Source organism: Pseudofrankia coriaricola, from assembly GCF_032027725.1.
Lineage (GTDB): Bacteria > Actinomycetota > Actinomycetes > Frankiales > Frankiaceae > Pseudofrankia.
Genome location: NZ_JASNFO010000074.1, coordinates 45099 through 67536, shown reverse-complemented (window position 1 = coordinate 67536; position 22438 = coordinate 45099). Strand labels below are relative to the sequence as shown.

Sequence of the window (22438 nt, the reverse complement as noted above, 5' to 3'; positions counted from 1 at the left end):
GGTTCACATCATGTTTTCCAGGCCTTTGGGAAATACCCGCGAGACGCCGGCCGCGAGCCCGGCTCCCTCTGTGACCGCGCCGGTACGGGAATCGCCGCACCCGCTCGGCGCGACACGTCCCGTGGCCCCCGCTAAATTGTATGGGCGAGGTGACGGTCGCGGAGGGTCATCGGTAGCCGTCAGGAAGATAGGGCCGGTGGAAGTCATCGGGAGGCATTCCGTGGGCAGGCGAACCGCGCATGCATGAGCTTTCCGTGACACAGGGCATTGTCGAGATGATTTCCGACCGGGTGCCAAACCAGCGGGTTCTGACGGTCAACCTCACGATTGGCCAGGTATCGGGCGTGGCGCCGCACGCCGTCCGTTTCTGTTTCGATCTGGTCGCCGCCGGCACCGTCGCCGAGGGTGCCCGCCTGCACATCGACACCCCGCCCGGGCGGGCGCGCTGCCGAAGCTGCGGGCAGGACGACTTCGTCATCGACACCCCGCTTCCACTGTGCGGCTGCGGCAGCGCCGACGTGGAGGTGATCGGTGGCGACGAGCTGACTGTCGCGTCGGTCGAGGTGGCGGCTGAGCCAAAGGGCATGCGAAAATGATCTTCTTTCGCATGCCCGGCGGCAGACTCACAAAATCACTTGAGCCAAAGGGCATGCGAAGATGATCTTCCTTCGCATGCCCGGCGGCAAGTCCCGAGATCACCAGATGGCGCCGCGTTGGAGGTGTGGGAACGGGTGTGCGTGACCTGTGGGTGCGACGGCGACGCCCGGCCCAGAATCGTCGGCCCCGTCGATCCGGTACGCCGTGGCGACGATCCGGTACGCCGTGACAAGGACGAGCGGGATCCGGCGCGGGCGGATGGCCGGCACGCGGGCCATCCCGGGCCCGGGGACCGGCCGGCCATCGTTCCGTCGGGCCGCGGGCTCGCCGGCGCCCAGCTGGTGACCCTCGAGGAGCGCGTGCTCGCGAAGAACGACGCCATTGCCGCTTCCAACCGTCATTGGCTGGCTCACCAGGGCATCCTCGCCGTAAACGTGATGAGCTCGCCCGGCGCAGGGAAGACCACCCTGCTCGAACGCACCATCCGCGCGCTGAACGCCGAATGGCCGATCGCGGTCGTCGAAGGTGACCAGGAAGGCGTGCTCGACGCGGACCGAATCAGGGCCAGTGGTGCGCCGGTGGTCCAGGTGAACACGGGCGACGGCTGCCATCTTGACGCGGAGATGTTCGACCGCGGGCTGCGCACGCTTCCGCTGGCGCCTGGGACGCTCGTATTCGTCGAGAACGTCGGCAACCTGGTCTGCCCCGCGCTTTTCGACCTCGGCGAGGGCGCTCGCGTCGTCGTGACGGCCGTGACCGAGGGCGAGGACAAGCCGGCCAAGTACCCCCGGATGTTCGCGTCCGCCGATCTCGTCCTGATCAACAAGTGCGACCTCCTCCCGCATGTCGACTTCGACGCGGCGGCCTGTGAGCGGCATATTCGCCTCGCCAGCCCGCGGGCCGAGGTCATGGTGCTCTCCGCCCGGACGGGCGAGGGCCTGTCCGCCTGGTACGGCTGGCTTCGTCACCGTCGCGGCCACCGCGAGGCCGAGATTTCGGCCTGCTCGACACATCACCACCACCCCCATCCCCCGACCGACCCGACGGACTCCTTGTCAGCGTCCGCGCCAGTCGAGTCCTCCGCGCCCTGAACGGAGTGGATATGCGCATCGTTCTGGGCTGCCGCGCACTGAGGGTGGCCGACACGACCAGGGGGCCGCGGTCGTGACCGCGGACCTCGGCGCCGGGACCGACAAGGCCACGCCGGTCGCTGTGCCGCCTCGGCGGGACGCACCGGCCACGCCGGTCGAACCAAGCCGCCTCGGGCAGCCGGATGCTCCGGAGGCGTCCGGCGACGTGGCCGAGCCCTCCGGGTCGGCCGAGCTGGGACCGCCGCCGCCGGGATTCGCGGCGGCGCGGGCGGTCGCCGACGCGGTGCTGTATGAGGGCTACCTGCTTTATCCCTACCGGCGTTCGTCTGGAAAGAACCGGGTGCGCTGGCAGTTCGGTGTCCTCGCGCCCCGGCCGTGGGTCGAGGCGAACTGCCTCCCCGCCGTCACCATGGCGGGTTCGTCGGACTCGTGGCAGCAGCAGACCGAATGCCTGGTCGAGGCGCCGCCGAGCGCGGTCATCCACATCCGGCTGCGTTTCCTGCATCTACAACACCGTTCGGTACAGCGACGGAACGAGCGCGCCCAGTCCACCGAGGCAGAGCTCGTCGAGGCAGGGTCCGCTGAGGCAGAGCTCGTCGAGGCAGAGTTCGTCGAGGCAGAGTTCGTCGAGGTCGACGCGGCGGCCAGCGGTGACCACCGGTACCTCACCTTTGACGAGGCCGTCGAGCGCGAGATCGACATCGCGGTCGAGCTGTCCGAGCTGATCGCCGGACCGTGCCAGCGCCAGGTGTTCTTCCCCGCCACCGAGTCGGTCGAGCCGCTCGGTCACGACACGAGAATCGTCCGCACCCAGCAGCCGGTGTCCGCGGTGGTGTCCCTGTCCGCGTGGGCCGCCGCGACCCCGTTCCCCGCGTGGCAGCTGCGCCTCGTCACCGAGAACACCGCGACCGACCTGGCCACGCTGGCCTCCCGCCAGGAGGCGCTGCACCGCGCGCTGCTCGCCACGCATTCCCTGCTCGGCGTGCGCGACGGGCGGTTCCTCTCCGTGCTCGATCCTCCGGCCTGGGCGGCACAGGCCACCCGGGCGTGCGAGAACCTGCGCACGTTCCCGGTGCTGGCGGGCGCGGCCGACACCAGCGACGTCGTCCTGTCCGCCCCGATCATCCTGTACGACCGCCCCGCCGTGGCTCCCGAAAGTCCGGGTGACCTGTTCGACGCGACCGAGATCGACGAGATCCTCTCGCTGCGGACGATGACGCTCACTGAGGAGGAGAAGCAGGAGGCCCGGGCGACCGACCCACGAGCAGCGAAGATCATCGATCGGGTCGAGCTCATCCCCGACGACGTGTTCGCCCGCCTCCACGGCGTCGTCCGGTCCCTGCGCCCAGCATCAGCGGCCACGGGTTCCATCGCCAGCGCCGACGTCGTCGCTGTCAGCGTCACTGACGATGTCACTGACGCCGACGCCGGCGACGTGACGCCGAGCCGGCCACCGGCGACGGCGTCCGCTCAAGAGCCGTCCCCGCCGCGCTGGTGGGATCCGGAGGCGGACGCCGCGGTGTCACCCGACCGTGAGGCCGTTCTGGTCGACGGTGTACGGGTGACCAGGGGAGCCCGCGTCCGGCTGCGGCCGCGCGGGCGGGGCAGCGATGCGCAGGACATGTTTCTCGACGGGCGCGAGGCCGTCGTCGAGGGGGTTTTCCTGGATGTCGACGACGCGCGGCACCTCGCCGTGATCCTCGTCGACGATCCGGGTGCGGACCTGCATCGGTGGTATGGGCGTCACTATTACTTCGCCCCCGACGAGGTCGAGGTCGTCTCCCCCGCCGACGGCGGGACGGCACCGGCCGTGGAGCCCGGGCGATGACCGCGCTGCCCACCGGACCGACGGCCACCGGGCTGGATCCGGGCCGCACCGGGCTGGATCCGGGCCGAGGCACTCGCCCCGGCGGGCCCACCGCGCCCCGGGTTCTCGTCGCGGGAATAGGCAACGTGTTTCTCGGCGACGACGGGTTCGGCGTCCAGGTCGTGCGCCGGATAACGCCCGACCTGGTGCCCGATCTCACGGCCTCCGGGCGCGCGAGGCTCCGCCATCATCGCGCACCCTTCGGCCCAGTCCCCGACCTCACGGCCTCCGGGCGCGCGAGGCTTCGCCATCATCGCGCACCCTTTGGCCCAGTCCCCGATGGCGTGGACGTCGCCGACTACGGCATCCGCGGCGTGCACCTCGCGTACGACCTTCTCGACGGCCGGTACGCCACGGTCGTGCTGGTGGATGCGGCGCCGCTCGGTAAGCCACCCGGCACCGTGGAGGTGCTGGAGGTCGACACCGCGGACGCGGCCCGCGACGCCACCACGACCGGCGCCGTCGAGAGCACGCCGGGCTTCGATGCCCATGGGCTGCACCCCGAGGCCGTTCTCGCGCTGCTGCGCGGCCTCGGGGGGCACATCGACCGTGTCCTCGTCGTCGGCTGCCAGCCGGCCGCGCTCGACGAGGGCATGGACCTGTCGGAGCCGGTCGCGGCTTCGGTGGATGCCGCCGCGCGCCTGGTCATCCGACTGGCCCGGGATGAGGCGGCCGCACTGGCCTGCGCCAGGGAACGGAGGAACGTGCGATGACCACCACACCGACTCCCAGCGGAGCCGCGGCGACATCGGCGCCGCGCGGGTTCGACGAGATGACCATCCTCTGGATCTCGGAGGGGATGAGCTGCGACGGCGACACCGTATCGGTCACCGCCGCCTCGCAGCCGGCGATCGAGGACGTGCTGATGGGACTCGTCCCCGGCCTGCCCACGGTGCACCTTCACAACAAGGTGCTGTCCCCGACGCTCGGCGGCGAGGAGTATCTCGCCCCCTTCCGGGCGGCCGCGCACGGCGACCTCGCCCCGTTCATCCTCGTGATCGAGGGCTCCGTCCCGAACGAGAACATCAACGGCGACGGGTACTGGACCTCCTTCGGGAACGATCTGATCACCGGGGAGCCGCTGACGGTGAACTGGTGGATCGACAACCTCGCGCCAAAGGCGTGGGCGGTGGTCGCGATCGGCACGTGCGCCACCTACGGCGGCATCCACGCGATGGCGGGCAACCCCACCGGCTGCATGGGCCTGGCCGACTACCTCGGCTGGGATTTCCGGTCCACCGGCGGCCTGCCGATCGTGAACATCCCGGGATGCCCGGTCCAGCCGGACAACTTCATGGAGACCCTGACCTGGGTGCTCTACCACGCGGCGGGGACGGCGCCGCCCCCGCCGCTGGACGAGCTGCTGCGCCCGCAGTGGCTGTTCGGAAAGACCGTGCACGAGGGCTGCGACCGGGCCGGCTATTACGAGCAGGGCGACTTCGCCCTGGACTACAACTCACCCAAATGCCAGGTGATGGTCGGCTGCTGGGGCCCGGTGGTCAACTGCAACGTGCCGAAGCGCGGCTGGATGGGCGGGATCGGCGGCTGCCCGAACGTCGGTGGCATCTGCATCGGCTGCACCATGCCGGGATTCCCGGACAAGTTCATGCCGTTCATGGACATGCCACCCGGCGCCAGCCTCTCCACAAAGTTCATCAAGCCGTACGGCGCCTTCATCCGGCGAATGCGCGGCATAACGAACACAACCGTCAACAAGGAGCCGCGCTGGCGCCACAACGGCCCCGAGCTGACGAGCGGCTACGATCCCCGCTGGCGTCCGAACGGGCAGGTTTCCCAGGTTCGTTGACGCGGGCGGACAGTCAGGGACGGCACTGGCTCGGGTAGGCACCCCACCCTTCTATCCGGAAAGGCCCGACATGGCGGCGAGAACGACGCAGCGCACGGCGGCCGAACCCTCTTCCCAGCTCGTGGAGATGTCGTGGGACCCCATCACGCGCATCATCGGGAACCTGGGCATCTACACGAAGATTGACTTCGCGAACCGGCGGGTGGCCGAGTGCCACAGCACGTCGTCGCTTTTCCGCGGCTACTCCATGTTCATGAAGGGCAAGGACCCGCGGGACGCCGGCTTCATCACCAGCCGTATCTGCGGCATCTGCGGTGACAACCACACCACATGTTCGGTGTACGCGCAGAACATGGCCTATGGCCTGAAGCCTCCCCCGATGGCGGAGTGGATCATCAACCTGGGCGAAGCGGCCGAGTACATGTTCGACCACACGATCTTCCAGGACAACCTGGTGTTCGTGGACTACTCCGCGGCGATGGTCGCCCAGACGAACCCGAGCGTGCTCGCCCGCGCCGAGAACACGCAGGCCCCGGGCGCGGCGATCCACGGCTACCGCACGATCGCCGACATCATGCGCTCGTTCAACCCGTTCGAGGGCGAGCTCTACAAGGAGGCGCTCCAGGTCTCCCGGGTCACCCGCGAAATGTTCTGCCTGATGGAGGGCAGGCACGTGCACCCGTCGACGGTCTATCCGGGCGGGGTGGGGACCATGCCCGAGCCGTCGCTGTTCACCGACTACATGAGCCGGCTGGTGTCCATCCTTGACTTCGTCAAGAAGTCCGTGGCGATGAACGACGACGTCTTCGATTTCTTCTACGAGGCGCTGCCCGGCTACGAGGAGGTCGGCCGGCGGCGGATCCTGCTCGGCTGCTGGGGTGCCTGGCAGGACCCGGCCGTCTGCGACTACCGGTACGAGACCATGAACGAGTGGGGCAAGTCGATGTACGTCACCCCCGGCATCGTGGTCGACGGCGAGCTGCTCACGACGAATCTCGTCGACATCAACCTGGGCATCCGGATCCTGCTCGGCAGCTCCTTCTACGGCGACTGGGTAAACGAGGAGCCGTTCGTCACCCGCGACCCGCTCGGTAATCCGGTGGACATGCGCCACCCCTGGAACCAGACCACGCTGCCAGAGCCGCAGAAGCGGGACTTCGACGGGAAGTACAGCTGGGTGATGAGCCCACGCTGGTTCGACAAGCGGTCCGGCGATCACCTCGCGCTCGACACCGGCGGCGGCCCGTACGCACGGCTTTACACCACCGCGCTCGCCGGCCTGGTGGACACGCCGTACGTCACCTCGACCGGGCGCGGCGTCCGGATCTCGCTCCCGAAGAGCGAGCGGCTGCCGGCGACGACGCTGGAATGGAAGATCCCGCCGTGGTCGAACGCCATCGAGCGCAACCGGGCGCGGGTCTACTTCGTCGCGTACTCGGCGGCGATGTCGCTCTACTTCCTGGAGCGGGCGATGGAACGCCTCCGCTCCGGCGACACTCGCACCTTCACCGATTTCGAGGTGCCCGACGAGGCGATCGGCTGCGGCTTCCACGAGGCCGTCCGCGGGGTCCTGTCCCACCACCTGGTCATCCAGGACGGGAAGATCGCCAACTATCACCCGTACCCGCCGACGCCGTGGAACGGCAGCCCGCGCGACAGCTACGGCACCCCGGGGCCGTACGAGGACGCCGTCCAGGACATGCCGATCTTCGAGGAGAACGGCCCGGACGACTTCAGGGGCGTCGACATCATGCGGGCGGTGCGCAGCTTCGACCCGTGCCTGCCCTGCGGCGTGCACATGTACGTCGGCAACGGCCGCACCGTCACCCACCAGCACTCACCGATGCTGGGCGCCCAGCATGGATGACCTCCCGCGCGAACAGGCGACCGCGAGGGAACCGGACGTGGCCGAACCGAGCGCGGCCGAACCGGCCCCGCTCAGACTGGCGCCGGCCGAACCGGCCGAGCCGGCCGGTTCGCGGCTCGACGATGAGGCCGTGCGCGAGCGGCTCACCCTGCTCGACGGTCTGCTGGAGCAGGTCGAGCGGACGCCGGGTCCGGGGGCCCAGGTCGCGCTGGACGCGGTGGCCACGCTCCTCGAGGTGTACGGCGAGGCGCTGGCCCGGGCGGCCGGCTATGCCGCGCGGGCTCCCGACGTGCGCGACGCGCTCACGGCCGACGAGCTGCTCGCTCACCTCCTCGTCCTGCACGGCGTCCATCCCGACCCCGTCGAGCGCCGGGCCAGGCGCGCCCTGGAGGCGCTGCGCCCGGAGCTCGCCACGGTCGGTGCCGAGGTCGAACTGCTGGGCATCGACAGCGGCGTGGCGACGGTGGCGGTGCGCGGTGAGAGCGGGTGCGGCGCGGCGGCGACCACGGACGCGGTCGCCGACGCCGTCCGCGACGCGTTGCAGGCCGTGGCGCCGGAACTGTCCGAGGTGCGCGTCGACGTCGCCGCGAAGCAGACGCTCGTCCCCGTCGACTCGCTGCTGCGCGGGCCGGCCACGCTGGGGTCGGCCCGGTGATCGCCGACGCCGGCCCAGGCGTGCTCGGCCATAGGGCGACCGCCGCCGGCGACGGCCCCACCCGCGGGCGCGCCCAGGGCGGACCCGACGCCGCGGCCGGCCTGGGTACCCGCGCCGGTACCCGCCCGGGTGCCGGCGCGGCCGCGGCACTCGACCTGGGCACGACCGGTGGTGCGCTGCGCCGGACGGTTCGCCGGGCCGGGCGGGCTGGCGCGCGCGGCACGGCGGCGTCGGAGCGTTGCGGACTGTGCGCGGCCCCGGTGCCGGAGTCCCACCGGCACCTGCTCGACGAGCGGGAGGCCGGCCTGCTGTGCGTGTGCCAGGCGTGCACGCTGCTGTTCGAACGCGACGCGGCGGGCCGCGGCCACTACGTCCTCGTCCCGCGCCGGCGGCTGGCCCTGCCCGGATTCGTCTCAGGCACGCTGGGGATACCGGTCGGGTTGGCGTTCTTCGTCACCCAGGCCGACGGACGGATCATCGCGCGCTATCCGAGTCCGATCGGTGTCACCCAGGGAGAGATCGATCAGGCCGTCTGGGCCCAGGCACAGGAGCGGTGCGGTGCGCTAGGCACCTTGAGGCCGCTTGTAGAGGCAGTGCTGGTCAACACCGCCAAGGGCGCGAACGAGCACTGGATAGTCCCAATCGACCTCTGCTACCGGCTCGTCGCCATCGTGCGCGAGGAATGGAAAGGATTTTCCGGCGGCAGCACGGTATGGCCCGCAATTAACGAGTTTTTCGCCGTACTGGCCGACGGCGCGGTCACCGCCCGCGCCGCGCACGCGAAGCAGGATTCCGGGCCCGCGCCGCGGGTGACACATCCGCCCCGGCATGACACCTCCGTCCAAACCTCTGTCACCTCCGTCCAAGCGGACGCGGCGAACGCGTCCGCCGGGACGGGCACCTGAAAGGAGTGGTCATGGCCAGCATCCGAGTCGGCAGGCCCGACGTGGCCATCGACGCCTCGGCGCACACGCCCGGCGTCCCCCAGGGCAACGCCAAGGGCGCCTACGAGCGCGAGGCCGGACACCATCCCGACGGGAAGGCCGACGCTCGCCGCTCGACCGGCATCGTGCCGGAGCGGCACAACCCGGTGCTGCCGGAGATGCCGAACATTCCGCCCCCTTGACCAGCCGGCGCGGACCGGGCACCTCGATGGCCCGACCATCTCGCCCCGCGCAAAACAGGCGCCTGGTGCCGCTTTGGACAAAATCACCCGGTCTATCGCCGCGTCGCGAACTTGATCAGCGGGACTGTGTCCGGATCCGAACGGGCGGGGGCTCGGAGTTCGGATTCGGATACAGATCTGGCGATCTTGGTGGGCGAGCGGGCGGGTGTTGCCGGGAACGGCACCAGGTGACGGGACAGGCATCGGAGCGGATCGAAGCAGTCGGAAGGAGCACGCCGTGCGGAAATCCCTGATGATGATCGCGCTTGCGGCGGCGACCGGTGTCACCGGCAGGATCGCCTGGGACGAGCTCCCAGCGCTGCGCCGGTACCTGAAGGTCCGGCAGATGTGACGTCGTCGCCCCTCGACCCGTCCGCGTTGGACCTGTCGCCGGCCGCCGCGCCGACCACCGTCGCGCCAGCCGGTGTCCGGCCCGCCACCGCCGACCCGGCCACCGCCGCGCCGACCACCGCCGCCTCGGCCACCATCGACCCGGCCACCATCGACCCGGCCACCGTCGACCCGGCCACCGTCGACCCGGCCACCGTCGACCCGGCCACCGTCGACCCGGCCACCGTCGACCCGGCCACCGTCGACCCGGCCGGCGGCAGGTCGGCCAGCGCGGTGCCCAGACCCGCCGCGCCGGCCGACGCGCCGGTGCGCCGCCGGTTCACCGTGGGCGGCGTCGTTCAGGGCGTCGGCTTTCGCCCGTTCGTCCATGCCACGGCGACCGGCCTCGGGCTGGCCGGCTCGGTGCGCAACGACGTCGCGGGCGTCGAGGTGGAGGTCGAGGGCTCGCCCGCGGCCGTCGAGGAGTTCGGGCGCCGTCTCCGGGCGGACCCGCCACCGCTCGCGGAGATCGAACGGATCACGGTCGTTACGCTCGCGCCGCGCGGCGAGCTGGGCTTCACCATCGCCCCGTCTCAGCCGTCTCAGCCGTCCCAGCCGTCCCAGCGGCACGGGCCGTCTCAGCCGTCCGCCGCCAGGCGTGCCCAGGCGCCCGCCGACACGGCGACCTGCGACGCATGCCTGCGTGAGCTCGCCGACCCGGCCGACCGCCGCTACCGGCACCCGTTCATCACCTGCACCCACTGCGGCCCGAGATTCACCATCATCACCGATCTGCCTTACGACCGGCCGGTGACGACGATGGCCGGCTTCCCCATGTGCGCCGACTGCGCCCGCGAGTACGCCGACCCGGCGGATCGCCGTTTCCACGCGCAGCCGATCGCCTGCCCGGCTTGCGGGCCTCGGCTGGAGTTCCGCGCGCCGGACGGGCGCCGCGTGCGCGGTGACGAGGACGCGCTGGCCGAGGCCCGGCGGCTGCTCATCGCCGGAGGCGTACTCGCCGTGAAGGGCGTCGGCGGGTACCACCTTGCCTGCCTCGCCACCGACGAGGCAGCGGTCGCGACGCTGCGCCGTCGCAAGCGGCGTGGCGGCAAGCCCTTCGCCGTGATGGCCACCGACCTCGCGACCGCGAGGGCGCTGGTCGAGCTCGACGACGCCGAGACCCGCCTGCTGACCAGTCCGGCCCGGCCGATCGTGCTGGCCCGGCGCCGAGCCGACCCGCGGCCCCGGCCGGCGGACGAGGTGGCCCCAGGCAACCCTGACCTCGGGCTCATGCTGCCCTACACCCCCGTGCACCACCTCCTGTTCGGCCGCCCCGCGCGGGCCGGGGCCGATGCCGGCGCCGGTCTTCCCGACATCGCCGTGCTGGTGATGACCTCCGGCAACCTCGCGGGAGAACCGATCGCCGCCGATGACGACGACGCGGCACGGCGGCTGGCCCATCTGGTGGACGGCTGGCTGTGCCACGACCGTCCCATCCACATCCCGTGCGACGACTCGGTGGTGCGGGTCGTGGACGGCGTCGAGGTGATGATCCGCCGGTCCAGGGGGTACGCGCCGTTGCCGATCCGCCTGCCCTTCGCCGTCGCCCCGACGCTGGCCGTCGGGGGCGACATGAAGAACGCCTGCTGCCTTGGCTCTGGCCGCTCGGCCTGGCTGTCCGGCCACATCGGCGACATGGACGACCTCGCGACCCTGACCGCCTTCGGCAGGGCGGTGACGCACCTGGAGCACCTCACCGGAGTGCGGCCGGAGCGGCTGGCCGCCGACGCCCATCCCAGATACCGCTCACGCGCCTGGGCGATGGAAAGATCTCGCGGCCTGCCCGGCCTGCCCGGCCTGCCCGGCGAGCCGGCCCACCGCCCACCGCCCACCCCGCCGGGTCCGCAAGGCCCGCCCTTCCCGCCAGGCCCGCCCGTCCGGTTCGTGCAGCATCACCACGCGCATATCGCGGCCGCGATGGCCGAGCGTGGCCTCGACGGAACCAGCCCCGTCATCGGCTTCGCGTTCGACGGAACGGGATACGGCACCGACGGCGCCATCTGGGGCGGCGAGGTGCTGGTCGCCGACTACCGCGGGTTCCGGCGCTTCGCCCATCTCGGCTATGTCCCGCTGGCGGGCGGCGACGCGAGCGTCCGGCATCCCTACCGGATGGCGCTGGCGCATCTGGCCTCCGCCGGGATCGCCTGGGACCTCGACCTGCCACCGGTGACGGCGGCGGCCCCCGCCGAGCGCGGGGTACTCGCCCGGCAGCTGCGCCGCGGGGTCGGCACCGTCCCCACGTCGAGTGTGGGCAGGCTGTTCGACGCGGTCAGCGCGCTGCTCGGCGTTCGCCAGACCGTGGACTTCGACGCGCAGGCCGCGATCGAGCTCGAGGCCCGGTCCCGCGGCGGCGTGCCGGATGAGTGCCGCTATCGCTTCGAGCTGCGCGAGGCCGCGAGCGATGGCGGGCCCTTGATCGCCGACCCGGCGCCGGTGATGCGGGCGCTGGTGGCCGACCAACGCCGGGGCGTCGATGTCGCCGCCGCTGGCGCGGGGTTCCACGAGGCGCTCGTCGCGCTGGTCCTGGCGCTGGCTGAGCGGGCGCGGCGCGAGCTGGGGCTGGAGACGGTCGTGCTGGCCGGCGGCGTGTTCCTGAACGCGCTGTTGCTCGCTGGCGCCCGGCGGGCGCTGCTGGCGGCGGGTTTCGACGTGGTGAGCAGCCGGCGGGTGCCTCCCGATGACGGTGGCCTGTCGCTCGGCCAGCTCGTCGTGGCGGCCGCCGGCGACCGGCTGGATTCCGACGACCGGCTGGATTCCGACGAGCGGCCGGCGGGACCGGCCGCGGTGGACAGGATGGGGTGAGGGCGGGTGTGTCTAGCGGTGCCGGGCAGGGTTGTCCGGACGTTCGAGCGGCACGGGACGCCGATGGCCGAGGTCGACTTCGGCGGGGTCAGCAAGGACGTCTGCCTGGCGTACCTTCCCGAGGTCGCCGCCGACGACTACGTGATCGTGCACGTCGGCTTCGCCATCCAGCGCCTGGACGAACGGCGCGCGCTGGAGACGCTCGCCGAGTTCCGGCGATTCGGCCTGCTCGACGAGGAACTCATCGACCCGTTCACGGCTGAGGCCGGAGAGGAGGCGGTCACGCCGTGAGGTATCTGGAGGAGTTCCGGGACCCCGAGCTGGCCGAACGCCTGCTGAAGGAGATCCACGCGGTGACCACCCGGCCGTGGGCGCTCATGGAGGTCTGCGGCGGGCAGACGCATTCGATCATTCGTCATGGCATCGACCAGTTGCTTCCCGAGAGCATCGAGCTGATCCACGGCCCCGGCTGCCCGGTCTGCGTCACCCCACTGGAGATCATCGACAAGGCTCTGGAGATCGCCTCCCGGCCGGAGGTCATCTTCTGCTCCTTTGGCGACATGCTGCGCGTCCCCGGCAGCCGGGCGGACCTCTTCCAGGTGAAGAGCACGGGCGGCGACATCCGGGTGGTCTACTCGCCGCTGGACGCCGTCACGCTGGCGGTCGACAACCCCGACCGTCAGATCGTGTTCTTCGGCATCGGTTTCGAGACCACCGCGCCGGCCAACGCCATGGCCGTCTACCAGGCCCGACAGCTGGGACTGCGCAACTTCTCGCTGCTGGTCTCCCACGTCCTGGTGCCGCCGGCTATGGCGGCGATCATGGAGTCGCCAGCCTGCCGGGTCCAGGCGTTCCTCGCCGCCGGTCATGTGTGCAGCGTGATGGGCACCGACGAGTACCCACCGCTGGCCGAGCGGTACCGGGTACCGATCGTGGTCACCGGCTTCGAGCCGCTCGACATCCTCGAGGGCGTCCGCCAGGCGGTGGTCCAGCTGGAGGCGGGCCGGCACACCGTCGACAACGCCTACCCCCGCGCCGTGCTGGCCGAGGGCAATCCCGCCGCGCGCGCGATGCTGCGCGCCGTGTTCGAGGTGACCGACCGGGCCTGGCGCGGGATCGGCACCATCCCGCGTTCTGGCTGGCGCCTCTCCCCCGACTACCGGGAGTTCGACGCCGAGCTCCGCTTCGACGTCGGCGGCCTGCGCGCCGACGAGTCCACCGCGTGCAGGTCGGGCGAGGTGTTGCAGGGTCTCATCAAGCCCCACGAGTGCGCCGCGTTCGGCGCCGAGTGCACCCCGCGCCACCCGCTGGGAGCGACGATGGTCTCCTCCGAGGGCGCCTGCGCGGCCTACTACCTGTACCGGCGGCTGGAACCGGCCCGGGCGGGTGCCCGGTGACCGCAGCCGAGACCGCGGTCACCGGGGTGACCGGGGTGACCGCCGAGACGGCGAAGACCGCCGAGACAGTGGATCCGGCGGCCTGGAGCTGCCCGGCGCCGTTGCGGGACTCACCCACCATCGTGATGGGACACGGCGGGGGCGGCGCCATGTCCGCCGAGCTGGTCGAGCATCTGTTCCTGCCCGCCTTCGGCGAGGCGGCCGCGACCGAGCTCGACGACTGCGCCGTGCTCGCCGTCGGGTCGGCCCGGCTCGCGTTCTCCACGGACTCCTACGTGGTGCATCCGCTGTTCTTCCCCGGCGGGTCGATCGGCGAGCTGGCCGTGAACGGCACGGTCAACGACCTCGCCATGTCCGGCGCCATGCCACTGTGCCTGTCGACGGCGTTCATTCTCGAGGAAGGGACGCCGCTGGCCGATCTGGCGCGGATCGCGACGGCCATGGGTGCGGCCGCCCGCCGGGCCGGAGTGCGCCTGGTCACGGGCGACACCAAGGTGGTCGACGCCGGCCACGGCCATGGCGTCTTCGTGAACACCGCGGGGATCGGCCTGATAGCTGACGGAGTGGACATCCGCCCCGCCCGGGTCCGTCCCGGCGACGCGGTCCTGGTCAGCGGTGATCTCGGGGTGCACGGCATCGCCGTGCTGAGCTGCCGGGAGGGCCTGGAGTTCGGCACCGCCCTGGAGAGCGATACCGCGCCCTTGCACGGCCTGGTCGCGACCATGCTCGACCGGGACTCATCGGGCCAGCATCCCGATGTGCACGCCCTGCGCGATCCCACCCGCGGGGGTCTCGCGGCCTCGCTGAACGAGATCGCCCGCGCGGCCGGCGTGGGCATCGACATCGTGGAGCGGTCGGTGCCGGTACCGGCGGCGGTCGCGGATGCCTGCGGCATCCTCGGCCTCGACCCGCTGTATGTGGCGAATGAGGGCAAGCTGGTCGCTTTCGTCGCACGCGACGACGCGGACCGAGTGCTGGCGGCCATGCGCCGCCATCCGAACGGCCGAGGCGCGGCCCTGATCGGCACGGTGGTCGAGGACCACCCGGCCATGGTGGTCGCCAGGACCGCGTTCGGGGCGACCCGGGTCGTCGACCTGCCTGTCGGCGAGCAGCTCCCCCGCATCTGCTGACGAGCAGGCGCGAGGGACACGGAACGGGCGCGACGGTGGGGTCAGGGCGGTGAGAGAGGCCAGGGTGGCGAACGATCTCGGCTGGCCGACGCCGTGCGATCACGGCGGCACCGCCGGCCTCGCGGGACCGGGCGGTCGGCCTGGGAGCGGTCGGCCTGGGAGCGGACATGTCCGGAGCGGCGACCCGCCGGGAATATCCGCCCGCGCAGCCCTCCGGGCAGGTTGCGACGTGGCGTCACGCGTCGCGCGTAGGAGACTCGTCCGGTGACGAAGGCTACGCTGCGTGCCGCCACGGTTACAAGATTTGCCCCCGCCTCGACGGACGACCCGGCGGGGACGGCGCCCTCCCGCGGCGTGCTGCTCGACGGCTGGCGAGACGCGGTCGCGTCGGTGGCGGGCCGGATCCTGCTCGCGGCGGCGTGCTGGTCGCTGGTCAGCCTGGCGCTGCGGCGGGCTCACTGGGCGCGCCGCGTCGACGACCTGTTCGGGCTGGTCAATCTTCCGGTGAGCCCGAGCCTGTTCTCCACCGCCCTGCTGTTCATCGTCGCGGGCGCGGCCCGGCGGCGGATGCGGGCCGCGCTCTGGCTGCTGCTCGCGTTCCAGGCCGCCGCGGCCGGTTATCTGATCGCGGTGCTCGTCGCGATCATGACCGACGCAAGGGATGTCCGAGATCTGACGGCGCTGGGCACGGTGTACCTGGTGGTCAACGCGACGTTGACCGTGGCGGTCGTGGCGCTGCTATGGCTCAGCCGGCCGGCGTTCTCCTCCCGGCTGGAGCCCGGCGCGCGGTGGCGGGCACTCGGTGTGCTGGTGGTCGGGCTGGCGGTGTCGGTGGCGTCGGCGGTGACGCTCACGCTGCTGTTCCCGGGCCAGCTGACCGGCACGACCCGCAGGATCGTGTGGGGAGCGCGGGCGGCGCTCGGCATCGAGCCGAACTCGTCGGAGGTGGGCTGGAAAGGGCAGCAGGGCCACCACTGGGTCGCGGCGCTGGCGGGCCTGATCTCCGCCGCCTCGCTCATCACCGCGGCCGTGGTCTTCCTGAGGTCCGCCCGGGCCAAGGCGTACCTCACGGCGGCCGACGAGCTGGCGGTACGCGGGCTGCTGCTGCGCGCCGGGCAGCGCGACTCCCTCGGCTATTTCGCGACCCGCCACGACAAGTCCGTGATCTTCTCGCCGCGGGGAGACGCCGCCGTCACCTACCGGGTGCTCGCCGCCGTCAGCCTGGCCAGCGCCGACCCGATCGGGCTGCGCTCGGCATGGGCGAGCGCGATCGAGGCGTGGCTCGCCGAGGCACGGCTGTTCGGCTGGTTCCCGGCGGTCCTGGCGGCCGGCGAGGAGGGCGCCCGGGCCTATGTCGCGGCCGGGCTCAAGGCGCTGCCGATCGGGGACGAGGCGATCATCGAGGTCGCCGAGTTCAGCCTGGAGGGCGCGACGATGGAGCCGGTCCGGCGGGCGGTGCGCCGGGTTCGCCGCGCCGGCTACACCTTCACCGTGACCCGCCACGGGACCCTGTCCGCCGGCGAGCTCGCCGAGATCGAGCGCTCCGCCGAGGACTGGCGCGGCGACGACACCGAGCGCGGGTTCTCGATGGCGCTCGGGCGTATCGGCGACCCGGCCGACGAGGCGTGCGTCGCTGTGCTCGCCCGCGACGGCGACGGCCGGCTGCGCGGCGTGCTCTCGCTGGTCCCGTGGGGCTCGCACGGGCTCTCCCTCGACCTGATGCGCCGCGACCGGGAGGCGGAGAACGGGCTGGTCGAGGCGATGGTCGCCGCCCTCGCCCAGGCGGCGGGCGACGAGCTCGGCGTGCGCGCGATCTCGCTGAACTTCGCGGCGTTCCGGGAGGTCTTCAGCGCGGCCGAACGGGTCGGCGCCCGGCCGGGCGCGCGGCTCGGCGCGCGGCTGCTCACCTTCGCCTCCCGGTTCTGGCAGATCGAGGGCCTGTACCGCTCGAACGCCCGTTACCTGCCGCGGTGGACGCCCCGCTACCTGTGCTACGACTCGGCGCTCACCCTGACGAGGGTCGCGCTCGTCGCCGGGATGGTGGAGGGGTTCCTGCCGGCCCTCGCCGGTCCCCGGGAACGTGCACCGGGCGCGGTCGTCGAGTACGGCGGGCGGGAGATGCCCTTCACCGAGGCGGTCGCGGCGCAGCGGCGTTCGGCGGTCCAGCTCGTCACTCCCCGGCGGCGGCTCGCCGAGCAGCAGCGGGTGCGGTACGCCAAGCTCGACCGGCTGCGGGGCGCGGGCATGGATCCCTACCCGGTGGCTGTTCCGCGCGACAGCGACCTCGCCGATCTCGTCGACCGGTTCGGCGGCCTCGCGCCCGGCACGCGAACCGGCTGCCGGGTGTCGGTGACGGGACGGGTCCGGGCGCTGCGTGATCACGGAGGGCTGATCTTCGCCGTTCTGCGGGAGGGTGACGCGTCGATCCAGGCGATGGTCGACCGTGCCCGGCTCGATCCGGCCGCGCACCGGTTGTTCCGCGCGGCCGTCGATCTCGGCGACCACCTGAGCGTGACCGGCGAGGTGGTGACGTCGCGGCGCGGCGAGCTGTCGGTGCTGGTGGACGAGTGGCGGATGGCGGCGAAATGCCTGCGGCCGCTGCCCGACGGCCGGGCCGGGTTCACCGACCCCGACGCCAGGGCCCGACAGCGCCACGTCGACCTGATCGTCAACCCCGGCGCCCGGCGCATGCTCACCAACCGCGCGCGAGCGGTCGGCGAGATCCGCCGCTTCTTCGCCAGCAGGAGCTTCACCGAGGTCGAGACGCCCATGTTGCAGGCGGTCCACGGCGGCGCGAACGCCCGGCCGTTTGTCACCCACATCAACGCCTACGACTCGACGCTCTATCTGCGGATCGCGCCGGAGCTGTATCTCAAACGGCTGTGCGTCGGCGGGATGCGGCGGGTCTTCGAGCTGAACAGGAACTTCCGCAACGAGGGCGCCGACGCCACGCACAATCCCGAGTTCACATCGGTCGAAGCGTACGAGGCCTACAGCGACTACCTGGCGATGCGCGACCTCACCCGCGACCTGGTCATCGCCGTCGCCACCGCCGTCCACGGCGCGCCGATCGCGCGCAGGCCCGGACCGGACGGCCGGACCGTCGACGTCGACCTGTCGGGGCCGTGGCGATCGGTCACCGTCCACGACGCCGTCTCCGCCGCCGCCGGCCACCCCGTCACCGTCGCCACGCCCCAGGAGGAGCTCGCCGCCCTGTGCCGGAAGCGGGGCATCACCCCGCCCTTCGACGCGGCCGCCGGCGCGCTCGTCGCGGCGCTCTACGACGAGCTCGTCGAGCCCGCGACCACCGAACCGACCTTCTACCTCGACTTCCCGACCGAGACGTCACCGCTGACCCGCGCTCACCGCCTGGACCCCCGGCTGGCCGAGCGCTGGGACCTGGTCGCCTTCGGCACCGAGATCGGCACGGCCTACTCCGAGCTCGTCGACCCGGTCGACCAGCGGGCCCGGCTCACCGAACAGTCCCTGCTCGCCGCCGCGGACCCGGAGGCGATGCAGCTCGACGAGGCGTTCCTCTCCGCGCTCGAGTACGCGATGCCGCCGACGGGTGGCCTGGGAGTCGGGGTCGACCGGCTGGTCATGATGCTGACCGGGGCCTCCATCCGTCAGACCCTGGCGTTCCCCTTCGTCCGCCCCACGCCGCCGCCCACCCCCACGCGCCGCGGCTGACCACCCCGGCCACCCCGACGGCTCCACATGCCGAGCGCGCCGCCGAGCCCGCTTCCGCATAGGCCCGCCGGCCCGGTCGCGGGCTGGCCCCCGGTTCACGTGACGCTTGCCACGCGGCGCCCGGCCTAACTAAATTGAAGTCAGTTCAGTTTACCCGCTCGCTGCGGGACGACGCCGGCAGGAGCAGCCCCGTGGAGGAGCAGATCAGACCCACCAGCGGAAAGCTGCTGGAGGGCAAGGCCGCCCTGGTCACCGGCGCCACGCGAGGCCTGGGACGGGCGATCGCGGAGGCGTTCGCGGCCGCCGGCGCCAACGTGATCGTGGTGAGCCGCAAGCCGGACGCGGTCGCGCGGGCGGCGGATCAGATCTCGGCGCGCAGCGGCCAGAAGGTGTTCGGCGTCGCGGCGCATGTCGGTGACTGGAACCAGTGCACGGCTCTGGTGGAGCGGGCGTACGAGCTGGTCGACCGAGTGGACGTGCTCGTCAACAACGCCGGCATCGCGCCGCTGTACAGCGCGTTACACGACGCCAGCGAGGAGCTGTTCGACAAGACGCTCGGCGTGAACCTCAAGGGGCCGTTCCGGCTGTCGTCACTGGTGGCCCAGCGCATGCTCACCACGGGCGGTGGGTCGATCATCAATGTGTCCAGCGTCGCCGCCGTGCGGCCGACGCAGCACGAGATTCCCTATGGCGCGGCGAAGGCAGGTCTGCATGTGCTGACGACCGGAATCGCGCTGGCGTACGGGCCGACCGTCCGCGCCAACACGATCATGCCTGGCCCCTTCCTGACCGACATCGCCGCGGGCTGGGACATGGAGAAGTTCGGCGAGTTCGCCGCGAGGATGCCGATGAGGCGGGCCGGCGCCCCGGACGAGATAACGGGCGCGGCGCTCTACCTCGCGAGCGGGATGTCGAGCTTTACGACGGGCGCCCTGCTCCGCGTCGACGGCGGACAGGCCCTGGTCCGCGACTAGCGGTGTACCGCCGCGGCCGCCCCGCTCCATGGCCGCCCACCGAGTTCGATAGCCCCCCTCCCCCCGAGCACCCACGTTCGACGGCCGCATCGTGACCGCACCGTCGGAAGGAGCCGACCACCATGTCCAGCGTGAGCCTGAAGGGCCTGACAAAGCGGTTCGACGGCAAGCCGCCGACCCACGCGATGAAGGACCTCGACTTCGATATCGAGGAAGGGGAGTTCATCGCTCTCCTGGGTCCGAGCGGATGTGGAAAGACGACGACGTTACGCTGCGTCGCCGGTCTGGAGACCCCGACCCGCGGCCAGATCACGATCGGTGACCGGGCCGTGTTCGACAGCACAAGGCGCATCAACGTGCCACCAGACAAACGCAAGATCGGCATGGTCTTCCAGTCGTACGCGCTGTGGCCCCACATGTCGGTCCGCAAGAACATCGCATACCCCCTTAAGGCGCGGGGGCTGAAGCAGGCGATCGCGCAGGGGCGGGTGGAGGAGACAGCCCGCCTCGTCGAGTGCGAGGAACTGCTCGACCGGCTGCCGATGCAGCTGAGCGGCGGTCAGCAGCAGCGGGTGGCGCTGGCGCGGGCGCTGGCCGCCCGGCCCGAGGTCATCCTGTTCGACGAGCCGCTGAGCAATCTCGACGCGCGCCTGCGCGACCAGATGCGCTCGGAGATCCACGAGCTGCACCGCCGCGCGCCGTTCACAGCCATCTTCGTTACTCACGACCAGTCGGAGGCGCTCGCGCTGGGCCAGCGCATCGCGATCATGCGGGCGGGCGCGATCGAGCAGCTCGACACGCCGCAACGCGTGTTCGAGGCGCCCGCGACCGAATATGTCGCTGCCTTCATTGGGATGTCGAATCGGCTCGAGCTGAGACGCACCGACACCGGGTGGACCTGCGGCGGCCAGCCGCTCGAGGGTCTCGCGCCCGACGCCGCGGACGCCACCGTCGTGGCGCGCTTCAGCCCGGACGCCGCGCGGCTCGCGAAGAACCTGGAGGAGATCGAGGCACACGAGACCGCGCTGCCCGTCCAGATCGTCGACGTCGAGTTCGGCGGCCGGCAGATGAACGTCACCGCCACCGCGGCGGCGACGCGGGTCCGGGTGCACGTCTCCGCGGACCGCGACTCCTGGACACGCCGGATCACGCCGGACGACCGCTTGGTCCTCGCCTTCGCCCCGCGCTCCGCGGCGATGTTCCCGGCCGAGCCGGCGCAGGAGCCGAATCAGGCCGAGGCGGCGCCGGCCGTGGCCGGGGTGTGACGTCATGGCGACGCTCGCGCTCCCGGGCCGCCGGGCCCTCGCGGTCGACCACCGGGCTGTCGGCCGGTTCACCATGGCCACCGCTCTGGTGGCCGTGCTCGCCTACCTCGTTCTCGCACCCCTCATCCGGCTGCAGCTGAAGGCGTTCACCGGACCAGGGGGCAACAGTTACCACGCGGCCTTCGCACGTGACGGCTTCGGGCGGACCCTGCTCTACACCGTCGGGCTCGCGCTCGGCTCGCTGCTGATCGCCCTCGTCCTGGGGACCTGGCTGGCGTGGGCGTCGACCCGTCTGCCCCGGCGGCTGCGTTTTCTGTCCGTGTTCCCTGTGCTGCCGATCGTCGTGCCGGCGATCGCGTTGGTCGTCGGCTGGGCTTTCCTGCTCGCGCCCGGGCCGGGATATCTCAACGCGGTCCTGCGGAAGTTGCCGTGGTGGTCGGGCGACACCACGGGGCCTATCAACATCTACTCGCTGCCGTGGATCGTCATCATCACCGGGTTCAGCCTGACCTCGTTCGTCTACCTGTTCGTGCGGGCCGCGTTCGCGAACATCGGCGCGGACTTCCTCGAGGCGGCCCAGGTGTGCGGGTCGCCCGGCTACCAGGTGTTCTTCCGGGTGACACTGCCGCTGCTCCGCCCGGCGCTGACCTATGGCGGTGGCGTCGCGCTACTCCTCGGCCTCGGCCAGCTCACCGGCCCGCTGCTGCTGGGCACGAACGAGGGCATCACGGTCCTGACCACCGACATGTACAACCAGGTCTCCTCGACGCCGGTCGACTACGGGCTGGCCGCCGCGATCGGTTCGCCGCTGCTCGGGTTCGGCCTCCTCGTCGTCCTCGGGCAGAAGTTCCTGCTCGGCGACCAGCGGCGGTTCGTGACCCATGGCGGCAAGGGGTTCAGGAGCTCGGCCAGACCGTCCAAGATCGCCGCTGTCGGCATCGTCCTGTTCTCGCTGACCGCCACGGTGCTGCCCCTCATCGGGCTACTGATCGTGTCCCTGTCGCGCTACTGGACGAAGAACGTACGGCCGTCGACGTTCACGCTGGACAACTTCCGCAAGGTGCTGGAGGCGTCGGCGACGCGGGACGCGATCCAGAACAGCGTCGTCTACTCGCTGATCGCTGTCCTCATCGTGCTGCCGATCGGGTTCGCCGCCGCGAGCATCCTGCTGCGCGGCCGTCGGTACCCGGTCCTCGCCCCGATCCTGGACTTCCTCGTCACGCTGCCGCTCGGCGTACCCGCCGTACTCTTCGGCGTCGGCTTCCTGGTCACCTACAGCCAGAAGCCGTTCGTCCTGTACGGGACGCGCTGGGTGATGATCCTCGTCTACGTGACCCTGATGCTGCCGTTCGCGACCCGGATGCAGTTGTCCGGGCTGATAGCGCTGGGTGACAGCTACGAGGAGGCCTCCCGGGTGAGCGGGGCCGGACCGGTCCGCACGAAACTGCGTGTGATCCTTCCGCTCATGCGCTCCAGCCTCGGCGGCGCCGCGGCGCTCATGTTCGTGCTTCTCACGCAGGAGTTCACCGCCTCGGTCCTGGTGCGGTCCCTGCACACCCAGGTGATGGGAACGGTGCTGTTCGACAGCTGGGGCAGCGGATTCTTCCCGCTGGTCGCGGCCGTAGCGCTGATCATGTCAGCGGTCACCGCGGTCGGAGTCGCGGTGGCGCTGGTAGCGGGTGGCAGCGACTCGCTGAATGCCCTGTGATCGCCGGGCCCGGCGGCTCCTGCCCGACGGGCC

The 22438-nt window shown here is 71.5% G+C and carries 18 protein-coding genes; all 18 read left to right on the top strand.

Features of this window, described 5'->3' with window-relative positions:
• Window positions 1–239 precede the first annotated feature (239 nt).
• On the top strand, window positions 240–596 hold the full coding sequence (locus QOZ89_RS33130; RefSeq protein WP_312627644.1) for a hydrogenase maturation nickel metallochaperone HypA/HybF: 357 nt from the start codon (window positions 240–242) through the stop codon (window positions 594–596).
• 141 nt (window positions 597–737) lie between these two features.
• Window positions 738–1688, top strand: coding sequence for a hydrogenase nickel incorporation protein HypB (gene hypB, locus QOZ89_RS33125; protein WP_312627642.1), 951 nt, complete (start codon window positions 738–740; stop codon window positions 1686–1688).
• Between the two features lie 73 nt (window positions 1689–1761).
• Complete coding sequence (locus QOZ89_RS33120; RefSeq protein ID WP_312627640.1) at window positions 1762–3516, top strand: hypothetical protein; 1755 nt, start codon at window positions 1762–1764, stop codon at window positions 3514–3516.
• A complete protein-coding gene (locus QOZ89_RS33115; protein ID WP_071049706.1) occupies window positions 3513–4268 on the top strand; it encodes a hydrogenase maturation protease in 756 nt (251 codons plus the stop codon). Before QOZ89_RS33120 ends, QOZ89_RS33115 begins: the two co-directional genes overlap by 4 nt.
• Window positions 4265–5362: an NADH-quinone oxidoreductase subunit B family protein gene (locus tag QOZ89_RS33110; protein WP_071049707.1), complete on the top strand. Its 1098-nt coding sequence runs from the start codon at window positions 4265–4267 to the stop codon at window positions 5360–5362. The genes QOZ89_RS33115 and QOZ89_RS33110 overlap by 4 nt, the downstream gene beginning before the upstream one ends.
• Window positions 5363–5432: 70 nt before the next feature.
• A complete protein-coding gene (locus tag QOZ89_RS33105) occupies window positions 5433–7229 on the top strand; it encodes a nickel-dependent hydrogenase large subunit (RefSeq protein WP_312627638.1) in 1797 nt (598 codons plus the stop codon).
• Window positions 7222–7884 (top strand): NifU-related iron-sulfur-binding protein, encoded by a 663-nt coding sequence (locus QOZ89_RS33100; RefSeq protein ID WP_312627636.1) that lies wholly within the window; start codon window positions 7222–7224, stop codon window positions 7882–7884. Before QOZ89_RS33105 ends, QOZ89_RS33100 begins: the two co-directional genes overlap by 8 nt.
• The gene (locus QOZ89_RS33095; protein ID WP_312627634.1) at window positions 7881–8789 is read left to right on the top strand and encodes a DUF5947 family protein; all 909 of its coding nucleotides are present in this window, start codon (window positions 7881–7883) and stop codon (window positions 8787–8789) included. The genes QOZ89_RS33100 and QOZ89_RS33095 overlap by 4 nt, the downstream gene beginning before the upstream one ends.
• A gap of 11 nt (window positions 8790–8800) precedes the next feature.
• A complete protein-coding gene (locus QOZ89_RS33090) occupies window positions 8801–9010 on the top strand; it encodes a hypothetical protein (RefSeq protein WP_071049710.1) in 210 nt (69 codons plus the stop codon).
• 277 nt (window positions 9011–9287) lie between these two features.
• A complete protein-coding gene (locus tag QOZ89_RS47730; RefSeq protein WP_397428887.1) occupies window positions 9288–9401 on the top strand; it encodes a DUF6893 family small protein in 114 nt (37 codons plus the stop codon).
• The gene (gene hypF, locus QOZ89_RS33085; protein ID WP_312627631.1) at window positions 9398–12241 is read left to right on the top strand and encodes a carbamoyltransferase HypF; all 2844 of its coding nucleotides are present in this window, start codon (window positions 9398–9400) and stop codon (window positions 12239–12241) included. The genes QOZ89_RS47730 and hypF overlap by 4 nt, the downstream gene beginning before the upstream one ends.
• A gap of 18 nt (window positions 12242–12259) precedes the next feature.
• Window positions 12260–12532, top strand: a complete 273-nt coding sequence (locus QOZ89_RS33080) for a HypC/HybG/HupF family hydrogenase formation chaperone (RefSeq protein WP_491677146.1) — start codon at window positions 12260–12262, stop codon at window positions 12530–12532.
• Window positions 12529–13638 carry a hydrogenase formation protein HypD gene (gene hypD / locus QOZ89_RS33075; RefSeq protein ID WP_312627628.1) on the top strand — a complete coding sequence of 370 codons (1110 nt, stop codon included), beginning with the start codon at window positions 12529–12531 and terminating at the stop codon, window positions 13636–13638. The genes QOZ89_RS33080 and hypD overlap by 4 nt, the downstream gene beginning before the upstream one ends.
• On the top strand, window positions 13635–14768 hold the full coding sequence (hypE, locus tag QOZ89_RS33070; RefSeq protein WP_491723681.1) for a hydrogenase expression/formation protein HypE: 1134 nt from the start codon (window positions 13635–13637) through the stop codon (window positions 14766–14768). The genes hypD and hypE overlap by 4 nt, the downstream gene beginning before the upstream one ends.
• 264 nt (window positions 14769–15032) lie before the next feature.
• The gene (gene lysX, locus QOZ89_RS33065; RefSeq protein ID WP_312627626.1) at window positions 15033–18458 is read left to right on the top strand and encodes a bifunctional lysylphosphatidylglycerol synthetase/lysine--tRNA ligase LysX; all 3426 of its coding nucleotides are present in this window, start codon (window positions 15033–15035) and stop codon (window positions 18456–18458) included.
• Between the two features lie 191 nt (window positions 18459–18649).
• Window positions 18650–19432 carry an SDR family NAD(P)-dependent oxidoreductase gene (locus tag QOZ89_RS33060; protein ID WP_241841842.1) on the top strand — a complete coding sequence of 261 codons (783 nt, stop codon included), beginning with the start codon at window positions 18650–18652 and terminating at the stop codon, window positions 19430–19432.
• A 122-nt stretch (window positions 19433–19554) separates the two neighbouring features.
• A complete protein-coding gene (locus QOZ89_RS33055) occupies window positions 19555–20697 on the top strand; it encodes an ABC transporter ATP-binding protein (protein ID WP_071049715.1) in 1143 nt (380 codons plus the stop codon).
• A 4-nt stretch (window positions 20698–20701) separates the two neighbouring features.
• On the top strand, window positions 20702–22405 hold the full coding sequence (locus QOZ89_RS33050) for an ABC transporter permease (RefSeq protein WP_071049716.1): 1704 nt from the start codon (window positions 20702–20704) through the stop codon (window positions 22403–22405).
• The last annotated feature ends 33 nt before the right edge of the window (window positions 22406–22438 follow it).